This is a genomic window from Ralstonia sp. TCR112, from assembly GCF_007997035.1.
Lineage (GTDB): Bacteria > Pseudomonadota > Gammaproteobacteria > Burkholderiales > Burkholderiaceae > Ralstonia > Ralstonia edaphi.
The window spans coordinates 82,549-94,495 of sequence record NZ_VOSS01000096.1; the positions used below are offsets into that span (position 1 = coordinate 82,549).

General features: G+C 64.4%; 13 protein-coding genes. 7 read left to right on the top strand and 6 right to left on the bottom strand.

The window, feature by feature from the left end; all coding sequences use genetic code 11:
• Positions 1-3: 3 nt before the first annotated feature.
• Genes FUT88_RS21520 through FUT88_RS21530 form a run of 3 tightly spaced genes read right to left on the bottom strand, consistent with a single transcriptional unit; the run spans position 4 to position 3,384 of the window.
• Positions 4-1,287, bottom strand: a complete 1,284-nt coding sequence (locus FUT88_RS21520; protein ID WP_147218206.1) for a cytochrome c — start codon at positions 1,285-1,287, stop codon at positions 4-6.
• 1 nt (position 1,288) lies between these two features.
• Entirely contained in the window at positions 1,289-2,899 is a 1,611-nt protein-coding gene (locus FUT88_RS21525) for a GMC family oxidoreductase (RefSeq protein ID WP_147218209.1), read from the bottom strand.
• On the bottom strand, positions 2,899-3,384 hold the full coding sequence (locus FUT88_RS21530; protein WP_147218212.1) for a sugar dehydrogenase complex small subunit: 486 nt from the start codon (positions 3,382-3,384) through the stop codon (positions 2,899-2,901). The genes FUT88_RS21525 and FUT88_RS21530 overlap by 1 nt, the downstream gene beginning before the upstream one ends.
• Before the next feature lie 206 nt (positions 3,385-3,590).
• Here FUT88_RS21530 and pdxH point away from each other — a divergent pair, with 206 nt between their 5' ends.
• The 3 genes from pdxH (at position 3,591) to FUT88_RS21545 (ending at position 6,732) form a co-directional block, all read left to right on the top strand.
• On the top strand, positions 3,591-4,229 hold the full coding sequence (pdxH, locus tag FUT88_RS21535; RefSeq protein ID WP_147218244.1) for a pyridoxamine 5'-phosphate oxidase: 639 nt from the start codon (positions 3,591-3,593) through the stop codon (positions 4,227-4,229).
• A 192-nt stretch (positions 4,230-4,421) separates the two neighbouring features.
• Positions 4,422-5,642 carry an SAM-dependent methyltransferase gene (locus tag FUT88_RS21540; protein WP_147218214.1) on the top strand — a complete coding sequence of 407 codons (1,221 nt, stop codon included), beginning with the start codon at positions 4,422-4,424 and terminating at the stop codon, positions 5,640-5,642.
• A 4-nt stretch (positions 5,643-5,646) separates the two neighbouring features.
• Complete coding sequence (locus FUT88_RS21545; RefSeq protein WP_147218217.1) at positions 5,647-6,732, top strand: DUF72 domain-containing protein; 1,086 nt, start codon at positions 5,647-5,649, stop codon at positions 6,730-6,732.
• A gap of 15 nt (positions 6,733-6,747) precedes the next feature.
• Here FUT88_RS21545 and msrA read toward each other — a convergent pair whose 3' ends face one another.
• Positions 6,748-7,308, bottom strand: coding sequence for a peptide-methionine (S)-S-oxide reductase MsrA (gene msrA, locus FUT88_RS21550; RefSeq protein ID WP_009238772.1), 561 nt, complete (start codon positions 7,306-7,308; stop codon positions 6,748-6,750).
• A 181-nt stretch (positions 7,309-7,489) separates the two neighbouring features.
• Here msrA and FUT88_RS21555 point away from each other — a divergent pair, with 181 nt between their 5' ends.
• Positions 7,490-8,068 carry a flavin reductase family protein gene (locus FUT88_RS21555; protein ID WP_147218219.1) on the top strand — a complete coding sequence of 193 codons (579 nt, stop codon included), beginning with the start codon at positions 7,490-7,492 and terminating at the stop codon, positions 8,066-8,068.
• A gap of 12 nt (positions 8,069-8,080) precedes the next feature.
• Here the strand turns inward: FUT88_RS21555 and FUT88_RS21560 are convergent, their stop codons facing one another.
• Complete coding sequence (locus FUT88_RS21560; protein WP_147218222.1) at positions 8,081-8,287, bottom strand: DUF3079 domain-containing protein; 207 nt, start codon at positions 8,285-8,287, stop codon at positions 8,081-8,083.
• 88 nt (positions 8,288-8,375) lie between these two features.
• A complete protein-coding gene (locus tag FUT88_RS21565) occupies positions 8,376-8,903 on the bottom strand; it encodes an Lrp/AsnC family transcriptional regulator (protein ID WP_147218225.1) in 528 nt (175 codons plus the stop codon).
• A 147-nt stretch (positions 8,904-9,050) separates the two neighbouring features.
• Between FUT88_RS21565 and kynB the strand changes: the two genes are divergently transcribed.
• From kynB to kynA, 3 genes are read left to right on the top strand one after another with little or no spacing between them, the layout of a single operon-like run.
• Positions 9,051-9,680: an arylformamidase gene (kynB, locus tag FUT88_RS21570; protein ID WP_147218227.1), complete on the top strand. Its 630-nt coding sequence runs from the start codon at positions 9,051-9,053 to the stop codon at positions 9,678-9,680.
• A gap of 46 nt (positions 9,681-9,726) precedes the next feature.
• Positions 9,727-10,980 (top strand): kynureninase, encoded by a 1,254-nt coding sequence (gene kynU / locus FUT88_RS21575; RefSeq protein WP_147218230.1) that lies wholly within the window; start codon positions 9,727-9,729, stop codon positions 10,978-10,980.
• A 49-nt stretch (positions 10,981-11,029) separates the two neighbouring features.
• Entirely contained in the window at positions 11,030-11,866 is an 837-nt protein-coding gene (gene kynA, locus FUT88_RS21580; RefSeq protein WP_410003893.1) for a tryptophan 2,3-dioxygenase, read from the top strand.
• Positions 11,867-11,947 lie beyond the last annotated feature (81 nt).

Sequence of the window (11,947 nt, forward strand, 5' to 3'; positions counted from 1 at the left end):
GCGCTACTTGGCGGAGCGCCGCTTGGCGATGGCTTCCGCGGTCACCGCCGGTGTGGCGGGGTCGCCAAACTGGCGCGTGACGTAGTTCGTTAGCGCAGCCAGCTGTTCGTTCGATAGCTCGCGTCCAAATGCCGGCATGCCGATGTGCCGGTCGCCCGCTTTGCGCTCAATGCCAAACAGAATGACCTGCACGAGATTGGTCGTGTCCCGCGTGCCAACCGTGGAGTTGTGCAGCAGCGGCGGATAGTAACCATCGGGCGTGCCACGTCCATCGGCCTGGTGACAGGTGGCGCAATTGCCGAGATACAGGCGCGCAGCGTCGATGGTGGTCTCGATGGGCTTGCCGCGCAGCGTCGTCACATCGGTGGCGGGCTTGCCCCAATCCTGCCGTGCGCGCTCGAGGTTGTTGCTCACGGCAGGCACCGTCCGTAGATATTCGGCGATGGCCTGGACGTCCTGCATCGTCATCTTCGAAAAGCTGTGCTGCACCGCTTCGCCCATCGGGCCCGCAGCCTGTGCAACGCCGGGCACGCTGCCGGTGCGCAGGTATTGCACGAGCTGTTCGGGCTTCCATGCGCCGATGCCGCTCGTCGGGTCCGAAGTGATGTTGAACGCCGTCCAGCCCGCGAGCGTCGAGCCCGCCAGATAGCCGCTGCCGCGCTCGTCCAGCGCCTTCTCCTGCATGGCAAAACCGCGCGGTGTATGGCACGTGCCGCAGTGCGCCAGGCCCTGCGTGAGGTACGCACCGCGATTCCATGTCGGCGACTTGTCGGCCTTCGGAACGTACGGCTCGCTCTTGAGGAAGATGAGGTTCCACAGCTTGAGCGGCCAGCGCATGTTCAACGGCCAGCGGATCGTGCTTTGTGGCGGGTCGTTCTGAACGGCCGTCACACCGTTGCGGAAGTACGCATAAAGATCGCGCATGTCCGCATCGCTGATCTTTGCGTACGACGGATACGGCATGGCCGGATACAGGTTGTTGCCGTCGTCGTCCACGCCCTTGCGCACGGCACGCTCGAATTCTTCGTAGGTCCATTTGCCGATGCCGGTTTTCTCATCGGGCGTGATGTTGCTGCTGTAAATGGTGCCCAGCATCGGAATCTGCATCGGCAAGCCGCCGGCAAACGGCTTGCCGCCGGGCGCCGTGTGGCAGGCCGCGCAGTCCGCCGCAATGGCGAGGTATTCGCCGCGTTTGATCTGCGCGGTGTCGGCCGGGGTGTCCTTCGCCCAGGCATTGGCTACCAGACCGGTCAGCAACAGCAGCGAGAAAGAAGCGATCGTTTTCATCTCACGCCTCCTTCTTCAGTTGATCGGCGATCCGCAACGCCAGCGCCGCAATGGTCAGCGTCACGTTGACGGTGCCCACCGTCGGCATGGTCGAACTGCTGCTGATGAACAGGTTCGGGTGGTCAAACGTCCGGCAATCCTTGTCGACCACGGAATCTTTCGGATCGGCACCCATGATCGTTGCGCCGGTGATGTGATTGTTGGGCGCGAAGTCGTCGTGAAATTCGACATTGGTGCCGCCCATCACCTGCGCTGCCGTCGCATAGACCTCGCGTGTATGCACGGCGCTGCGTTTGACGTAGTCGTCGATGTGGTACGTGATCTCCGGGCGCGGAATGCCGATGGCGTCAACCTCCGTCGCGCTCGGCACGATGCGGTTTTCCGGCAGCGGCAGGATCTCGTGGAAACTGTCGAACTGCACATAGCGCGCGGCTTGGTCCCGGATGCGCGCATCCAGTTCTGCGGGCTTGATCAGCTTACCTTCCTTGAAGATGCGCTGCGTCTCCTGCTCGATGCGCGAGATGTTGGACAGGTGCAGCTTCTTGCCGGCCTGCGTGGCGCGGAACGGGCCGTCACGAAAGCCGATCAGCGAGGTCATTTCCTGCGGCCCGCGCCCCGGCCACAATTTACGGTCGGCGTAGAAGCTCACGCCGGTGCCCGGGTGGTCCATCAGGTTGCGCCCGACCATGTCCGAACTGTTGCCGACGCCCTTCGGAAAATCCTGGCTAGTCGACATCAGCATCAGCTTGGGCGTTTCGATGCCGTTGGCGGCCAGCACGAACCACTTGCCTTCCACGCGGTGCTCGGCGCCTTTCGCGTCTTTGTAGCGCGCCGCCACGATGCGCTTGTTGGGGCCGACCTCGAGCTTGAAGACCACGGCGTTCTCGATCAGCCGCGCGCCGGCCTGCTCGGCTTTCTCCACGTGCACGATGCCGTTGTACATCGCACCGATCGGGCAGATCGGCATGCAGTTGTTGTTGCCGCAGCAGGTCGGGCGGCCGTCGTACGGGCGGCTGTTGCGCGCCACCGGCTCGGTCACCACGTGGAAGCTCGCGTCGTGCGCGTTGAGTGCATCCTTGATCGTGCGCTCATTGAACGAGAGCGGAAGCGGCGCCATGGGATACGGCTGGCTGCGCGGCGAGCCGAGGTCTTCGTCGTTCGGGCCCCACACGCCCAGGGCCTCTTCAGCCAGGCCGTAATAGCGCTCAAGATCCTGATACTGGATCGGCCAGTCGCGCGCGATGCCGTACACGCTGCGCAGCTTGAAATCATTCGGCAAAAAGCGCCACGTCGATGCGGCCCAGTGCCAAGTCGTGCCGCCTACCGCGCGAATGTATTGCGAGTTGAACTGATGCTCGCCCTTGAGCACGAGGTAGTTGTTGGGCGGGCCATATTCCGGATGCGGCGCCCATGGCGTCGACGGATATGGCGCCATGAAATCCATCTTGTCGGCCTGGTTTCGAAAGCGCTCGACGATCTCCCAGCGCGGCAGGCGCGGGCCGGCTTCGAGCATCAGCACCGACTTGCCAGCGCGCGCAAGTTCGTACGCCACCAGCGCCCCGGCCACGCCGGAGCCCACGACCACGATATCGGCTTGTTGGGTATCGGCCATCAGGCTTGCCTCTCGACAGGGGGCTCGGCCCAGAAGCCGGGCTGGTTCGGGCAATACGTGCGGATGACAAGCGTGTCGGAGACCACGCCGTACATCAGCGCCTGCTCGTACGTGACGACATTGCCGTCGACCACACCCAGGTACCACGCTTCCAGAATCTGCAGCGCCGTCTTCTGCTGTGCGTCGGACAGCGAGCCGGCCGCCAATGCCTGCGCAAGCGGCCGCAATTGCGAGGCAAAGTCGGCGCTGGATTTGCCCAGTGCCGCCAGCAACCGCGTGCCGACGCCGCGATCGAGCGCCGGCCGTGCCGTCAGCGCCTGTGACAACGCCATGAATGCATCGAGCGATTCAGTGGGCGCCTGGGCCACCGCGCGCAGCACCTGCGAGCCCGCCAGCCCGGCCGCAGCCAGCGCCAACGCGCCCTGCAGCCACTGGCGACGCGTCAGGCCGGCGGTGGTGTCGGGAAAATGGGAACGGGGGACCATTTCGACATCCTGTTGAAATTTTTGTGAGGAAGGGGGGAGGCGCCGCCAGCCTGACGCCCTTGACTAGCCAATATAGGCGGCGCACGACAGATCGCCAGCACCCCGCCTCAAGCGCAAACCGTGCCAGCCCCCTTTGCGCGCAAGCAAATAACGGCGGGCGGTGTTTGTCTATACTCGGCCCGTTCGCACGCCGCATCGCCACGCTCATGACCTCCATTGCCGATATCCGCACCGATTACGCCCGCGCTTCGCTCGACCTCGCCGACGTCGACGCCAACCCCCTGCGCCAGTTCCGCCGCTGGTTCGACGAGGCCCTGAAGGCAGAGGTGGCCGAAGTCAACGCCATGACGCTCGCCACCGTCGACCTGCATGGCCAGCCCTCGGCCCGCATCGTTCTGCTCAAGAACCTGGACGAACGCGGCTTCACCTTCTTCACGAACTACGCCAGCCACAAGGGCGAAGAACTGGCCGCCAACCCCCGCGCGGCGCTGCTGTTTCACTGGATCGGGCTGGAGCGGCAAGTGCGCGTCCAGGGCATCGTCGAAAAAGTGAGCGACGCAGAGAGCGACGCCTATTACCACTCGCGCCCGCTGGGCTCCCGCCTGGGGGCGTGGGCATCGGAACAAAGCAGCGAAGTGCCCGACCGCGCCACGCTGGAGGCCCGCGAAGCCGAATATCGCCAGCGCTTTGGCGACGCTCCGCCGCGCCCGCCCCACTGGGGCGGCTACCGTCTGCTGCCCGAGCGGCTGGAATTCTGGCAAGGCCGCCCCTCGCGCCTGCACGACCGGCTGGAGTACCGGAAACAGGCTGACGGCAGCTGGACGATCGTCCGACTCGCCCCGTAGAGGGCGGATGCGCAATACGTTATTGCGCATCGCGTCATGCCGGCACGGCGCTTGCTGCCAAAGGATCGGCCCGGCACGCGCCCCCTAAGACCCGCACAGCACAATGGGAAAGTTTGTCGTAAGCTAATGTGATCCGTTCGGGCCGCAATCCGATGGCCGTCCCGAACTTTTGCTGATCAGGGAGGCGTCGACATGTTTTTCCAACAGGCGATTGACCGCAAACTCGAGCAGTGGATCCACGACATCCGCGAGTCTGCCAACCTTCCTGTACGCCTGCGGTTATGGAACGGTGACCAATACGAACTGGGCCGTTTCGAGCAGCCCCGCGTCACGCTCACCGTGCGCGAAGCGAGCGCCCTGCCGCTGCTGCTTTCCCCGACCCTCAACAATCTCGGCGAAGCCTACGTTCAGGAGAAGATCGACCTGGACGGCAAGCTGGCCGACATCATCAACGTGGGCTACAGCCTCGCTTCTGCTGCTGCGGTCAGCAGCGGCAATGCGCTGGCCCGCGTGGTGCGCCACTTTGCCCACACCAAGGAAGGCGACAAGGAATCGATCCAGTACCACTACGACGTTTCCAACGACTTCTACAAGCTGTGGCTGGACCAGAACATGGTCTACTCCTGCGCCTACTTCGAAAACGGCGATGAAACGCTCGACGAGGCGCAGCTCAAGAAGATCGACCACATTCTCACGAAGATCCGCCTGCAGCCCGGGCAAACGCTGCTCGATATCGGTTGCGGCTGGGGCGCGCTGGTGCTGCGCGCCGCGCAAAAGTACGGCGCGCGCTGCCTGGGCGTGACGCTGTCGCAAAACCAATACGACCTCGCCACCGAACGCGTGCGTGCGGCCGGCCTGCAAGACCAGATCGAAATCCGTATCCAGGACTACCGCGACCTCACCGGCAAGTTCGATCGCATCACGAGCGTCGGCATGTTCGAGCACGTCGGTCGCAAGAACCTGCCGGGGTATTTCCGCCGCATGCACGACCTGCTGGCCGACGACGGCATCGCCATGAACCACGGCATTACGTCGTCCGATCCGGCCGGCGGCGAAAGCTCGATGGGCGGCGGCGATTTCATCGACCGCTACGTCTTTCCGCAAGGCGAGCTGCCGCACATCTCGCTGGCACTGAGCGCCGCGCAGGTTGGCGGCCTGGAAGCGCTTGACGTCGAAAGCCTGCGCCGCCACTATGCGCGCACGCTTGAGCACTGGGCCGAGCGTTTCGAGACCAACGGCGATACCATCCGCGCGATGGTGGGCGAGAAGAAATACCGCATCTGGCGCGTCTACCTGGCCGGCTGCGCACACGCTTTCGACGCCGACGAAATCTCCATCTTCCAGACCGTGCTGCAGAAGGCCGGCAAGTCGGCGACGTCGATCCCGTGGTCGCGCCGCTATATCTACGCGTAACCATTTGACCGCCAGTTTCCCCATCGACGATCTGTTCGGCGCGCCGCCCGCCCCAAGCGACAACGCGGCCGCCGAACCCGGCACCTCCGCTCCGAAACCCAAACGCTCGCCCGCCCGACAGGGCGTGCAGCCGGCCGTGATTGCGCCCGATGTGGCGGCACTCGCGCAGCGGTTGCCGCGCGCCCTGCGCATCGGCACTTCGTCGTGGTCGTATCCGGGGTGGGACGGGCTCGTGTATGCGGGCGAGTACTCCGATTCGATGCTCGCGCGCAAAGGCCTGGCGGCGTATGCCCAGCACCCGCTGCTGCGCACGGTCAGCATCGATCGCGGTTTCTATTCGCCGATCCCACTGGCGGACTACGTCGCCTATGCGGCCAGCGTGCCGGAAGACTTCCGCTTTGCGGTCAAGGCGATCTCGGCGGTATGCGACGCGTGGATTCGGGAATCGGACGGGCGCGGCCGCATGGCCAATCCCGCCTTCCTGAATGCTGAATTTGCGATTCGCGATTTTGTCGAGCCGGCGACTCGGGGGCTGGGAACGCGGTGCGGGCCGCTGGTGTTTCAACTCTCGCCACTGGGCGCGCTGGCCGAAGATGCGGCTGGCTTTGTGGAACGGCTTGAGGCGTTCCTGGCCGCGTTGCCGCCACTCGATCCGCAACGCAATCCCGACGCCGTCTACACGGTGGAATTGCGCGACGCCACGCTGCTCACGCCGCGCTTCATCAAGATGCTGCGCGCCGCAGGCGTGCGTTATTGCGTCGGCCTGCATGAGCGGATGCCGGCCGTGGACCGGCAAGCCGCGGCCGTTGCGTTGCTGGATGAAGGCGCGGGCGGCCCGCTGGTGGTGCGCTGGAACCTCAACAGCCGCTATCGCTACGCGCAGGCCGAAGCGGCGTACAAACCGTTCAACAAGCTCGTCGATGAAGACCCGTTCTCGCGCGAGACGCTGGCCGACATGGCCGTCGCCGCGCTGGCAGCCGGGCGCAAGGTGACGATCCTGGTGAGCAACAAGGCGGAAGGATCGTCCCCGCTGTCGTGCATCAAGCTGGCCGAGGCCATTGCCGCGCGCCTGCCGGCGGACGCAGCATAGCCCCAGCGCACTCTCCTAGCCCTGCAAGCGGTGCGCGAACTGCTTGCGGAACTTCGCCACCTTGGGCGAGATGACGAACGCGCAATAGCCCTGGGCCGGGTGATCGCGGAAGTAGTTCTGGTGCTCGTCCTCGGCGCGCCAGAACGTCACCTTGCCGTCAGCGGCATCCACCAGCTCCGTCACGATGGGCGCTTCAAAAATGTCGCTGGCGCCCAGTTCGGCAATGGCCGTGCGCGCCGTCGCCAACTGCTCGGGCGTTTGCGCAAAGATGGCCGAGCGGTATTGCGGGCCGACATCGTTGCCCTGGCGATCGACGGTGGTCGGGTCGTGAATGGCGAAGAAGATGTCCAGAATCTCGCGATACGGAATCACGGCCGGGTCGAATTTCACCGCCACGACTTCAGCGTGACCGGTATTGCCGTTGCAAACGGCGCGGTAACTCGGGCGATCGACATGGCCGCCGGCATAGCCGGACACCACGCTCTGCACGCCTTGCACCTGCTGGAAGACGGCCTCCAGGCACCAGAAGCAGCCTCCGCCCAGGACGGCGGTTTCAAGGGCGCGTTGTTCAGTCATTCGGATTCTCCTGCAATTGATTGGGCTGCCATTGGTCGGCCGAAGACACCCATCCTGACACAGGCGCCACCAAGTGGCTGCAGAATCACGCAAAGCCCTACCCCGGCGCGGCCTATCAGGCGTCCGTTACAATTGCGCATTACTTTCGGTAGTTTTCATGGACCAACACGGAGCCATTCCCATGGATGCGCGCGCCCCGGAATCTCCGGCGCGCGAGGCGTCGGCACATCGACGCCCACATGGCCGCGCCACCCCGCCCGATTTCGACGCCGCGCATTTCCGGCACGCGCTGTCCCAGTTTGCCACTGGCGTGACGGTGGTCACCACACGCTCCGAAGGCCGGCCGGGTACACCGGCGTTCGTCGGGGTGACGGCCAGCTCGTTCAATTCGGTGTCGCTGGATCCGCCCCTGGTGCTGTGGAGCCTGGGCACGCAAGCGAATTCATTTCCGCTGTTCCACGCCGGCTCGCACTACGTCATCAATATCCTGGCCGCCGAGCAGCTGGACCTGTGCAAGCGCTTCGCCACCCTCAAGGGCGACCGCTTTGCCAATATCGACTACCGCCTGAGCCCCACTGGCCTGCCGATCCTCGCGCAATCATTGGCCTGGTTCGAGTGCCACAACCGCAGCCGATATGACGAGGGCGATCACGTCATCTTCGTCGGTGAAGTCGAGCGCTGCGGCGTGATCGACGCGGATGGCGCGCCGCTGGTCTTCCATCGCGGTGCGTTCTCGTCGCTCACGCACATCGGCGACTGACAGTCGGCCATCTCACGCGGCCGCGCCGGGCTTCTGCGGTGCTTCCGCGTCGATCCCCCAATCCCCGAATTCATACCAGTCGTCACCGAGCAGCTCGGCGGGGTGCTGCGTGCGGCCCGAGCCGTTGCCGCAGCCCAGGGCGTCGGTAGAGCAATACTTGTCGCAGCCCCAGCAGATGCGCTCGGGGTGCACAGGATGCAGCGGAAACTTCTTGGCCATGGCCCGCTCCGGTCGACAACATGGGGCCACTATCCGCGCATGCTTTCTGTAGGGAATTGATTCTCGTCAGAAAGTCCGGCGCTATTTTCTACTTTGCTTTCGCACGCTTGCCGGTCGCCGCGCCTTCGAGCGGGCGCACGCCACGCGCTTCCATCAGCAGCGCCAAGCCGCCGTCGCGGTCCTTGATGGTGCGCAGGACGATATTCGAGCGGATATCCATCACGCCGGGCGTCTTGTACAGCCGCTCGATGATGAATTCGGAGTAGTGCTGAAGGTTGGGCGCCTGCACGCGCAGGATGTAGTTGCAATCCCCGGTGATGATGTAGGCGGACACGATCTCCGGCCAACTCTGCACGGCAGCCATGAACGTCTCGTGCCAACCCGTCACGTCTTGGCGCATCGACACCTGCACGATCGCTTCCAGCTCCAGCCCGAGCGCCGCCCGGCCCAGTTGCGCCCGATACCCCGTGATGGCCCCGCCCTCCTCGAGCATCCGCACACGCCGCAGGCAGGCCGACGGCGATAGCGCCACGCGCTCGGCCAAATCCTGGTTGCTGATTCGGCCGTCTTCCTGCAAAACCTGGAGAATGCGCAGATCGGTGGTATCGAGTTGCATCTGTCGTTGTTCTTTGCGTGATTTCTTTGATACGTCGCATTTTATTCGAATTCATTTAGATAGCGCGCACGATTATGCAAACCCATTGCGCGTGGTTTTCCCTATCATTTCGGCACGGATTCACCGAATTTCTGCCCTGGAGCCGCCTTGGAACGCACTTTGTGGGATATCAGCCCCGCCCTTTCGCCTGCCACACCGACGTGGCCGGGCGACACGCCGTTTTCGCAGGAAATTGCGTGGAAGCTCGAAGGTGACTGCCCGGTCAACGTCGGGCGCATCACGCTCTCGCCGCACACGGGGGCCCATGCCGATGCGCCGCTGCACTACCGCGCCGACGGCGCTGCCATCGGCCAGGTCTCGCTGGACGCCTACCTGGGCCCGTGCCGTGTCATCCACTGCATAGGTGTAGCGCGCGTCGAACCGGAACACGTGCGCGATGCATTGACCAACGCACCGCCGCGCGTGTTGCTGCGCACGTACGCACAAATGCCGCAGACCGCATGGGACGACGACTTTGCCGCCGTCGCTCCCGAGACGATCGCGTTGCTGGCCGCGCACGGCGTCAAGCTCATCGGCGTCGACACCGCCTCGCTCGACCCGCAGACCTCCAAGACCATGGACGCGCACCACGCCGTGGGCGAACACGGCCTCGCCATCCTCGAAGGGCTCGTGCTCGACGACGTGCCCGCCGGCGATTACGAATTGATCGCGCTGCCACTCAAGTTCGCCACCCTCGATGCGAGCCCCGTGCGCGCCGTGCTGCGCAGCCTCCCCTGATCGACACAAACGACAGAACACCCACCCTTTTTCACCCGGCATTCACATGACCATCACCCGCAACTCCTGCCTCGAACGCGACGCGACCGATCCGATCGCTCCGCTGCGCGACGCCTTTGCGCTGCCCGACGGCGTGATTTATCTCGACGGCAACTCGCTGGGCGCCCGTCCGAAAGCCGCGCTCGCCCGGGCGCAGGAAGTCGTCGCCGACGAATGGGGCGATGGCCTGATCCGCAGCTGGAACCAGGCTGGCTGGTTCGAGCTGCCGCGCCGTCTGGGCAACAAGCTTGCCCCGCTGATTGGTGCACGCGAAGACGAAGTCGTCGTCACCGACACCACGTCGATCAATCTCTTCAAGGTGCTGGCCGCGGCGATTCGCGTGCAGCGTGAAGACGCGCCCGCCCGCAAGATCATCGTGTCGGAAACGCATAACTTTCCGACCGATCTGTACATCGCTGAAGGACTGGCCGACCTGCTGCGCGACGGCTACAAACTGCGCCTGATTGACTCGCCGGAAGAACTGGAAGGCGCGCTGGGCGACGACGTCGCCGTCACGATGCTGACGCACGTGAACTACAAGAGCGGGCACATGTACGACATGGCCGCCGTCTCGGCGCTGGCGCACAAGCACGGAGCGCTGGCCATCTGGGATCTGGCACATTCGGCCGGCGCCGTGCCCGTCGACCTGCACGCTGGCGGCGCGGATTACGCCATCGGCTGCACCTACAAATACCTGAACGGCGGTCCGGGCTCGCCGGCCTTCGTGTGGGTGGCGCCCGCGCTTCGCGAGCGCTTCTGGCAGCCGCTGTCGGGCTGGTGGGGCCACGCGCGGCCGTTCGCGATGGAGTCGCGCTACGACGCCGACGCCGGCATCGGCCGCTTCCTGTGCGGCACGCAGCCGATCACGTCGATGGCAATGGTGGAATGCGGGCTCGACATCTTCGCGCAGACGTCGATGGCTGCGCTGCGTGCCAAGTCGCTCGCGCTCACCGACCTCTTCATCACGCTGGTGGAAACGCGCTGTGCAGGCTTTCCGCTCACGCTCGTCACGCCGCGCGACCACGCCATCCGCGGCAGCCACGTCAGCTACGAACACCCCAACGGCTATGCGGTGGTGCAGGCACTGATTGCGCGCGGCGTGATTGGCGACTACCGCGAGCCGCGCATCATGCGCTTCGGCTTCACGCCGCTCTACACGAGCTTTGCCGATGTGTGGGATGCCGTGGAAATTCTGCGCGATGTGCTGGAAACCGGCGCATGGCAATCGGCCCAATTCAACGAACGTACGCTGGTGACCTGAGATGTCGAACCCGATTGAACCGACCAAGCCCGCGGCATCGGGCTGCCCGATGCATGCCGCCCCGGGCGAAGGCTGGCACGACGCCCAGCTCGATTTTTCGAAATCGATGAGCTATGGCGACTACCTCGCGCTCGATCAGATCCTGAACGCGCAACACCCTCGCTCGCCGGATCACAACGAGATGCTGTTCATCGTCCAGCATCAGACCACCGAGCTGTGGATGAAGCTGATGCTGCACGAACTGCGCGCCGCGCGGGATTGCGTGCGCAATGACAACCTGCCGCCTGCGTTCAAGATGCTGGCGCGTGTGTCGCGCATCATGGATCAGCTGGTGCAGGCGTGGAACGTGCTCGCCACGATGACGCCGCCGGAATATTCCGCCATGCGTCCGCACCTGGGGCAATCGTCGGGCTTCCAGTCGTATCAGTACCGCGAGATCGAGTTCATCCTCGGCAACAAGAACGCGGCGATGCTCAAGCCGCATGCGCATCGCACCGAGCATTACGAACAGGTCAAGGCTGCGCTGGAAACGCCGTCGCTGTATGACGAGGCGGTGCGCTACATGGCGCGTCACGGCTTTGCATTCGACGCGGATTGCATCGAGCGTGACTGGTCGCGGCCGGTGACTTACAACGCCTCGGTGGAAGCGGCGTGGCTCGAGGTCTATCGGGACCCGACGCACCACTGGGAGCTGTACGAACTGGCCGAGAAGTTCGTCGATCTGGAAGACGCGTTCCGGCAATGGCGCTTCCGGCATGTGACCACGGTGGAGCGCGTGATTGGCTTCAAGCGTGGCACGGGCGGCACCGAAGGTGTCGGCTACCTGCGGAAGATGCTGGATGTGGTGTTGTTTCCGGAGCTTTGGAAGTTGCGGACTGACTTGTGACTTTTGCTATTGGTCGATCCCTTGTTTCATCCCCTGCCGGGGTGACTCAGCTTCTTTGTCTTGCCAAAGAAAGTAAGCAAA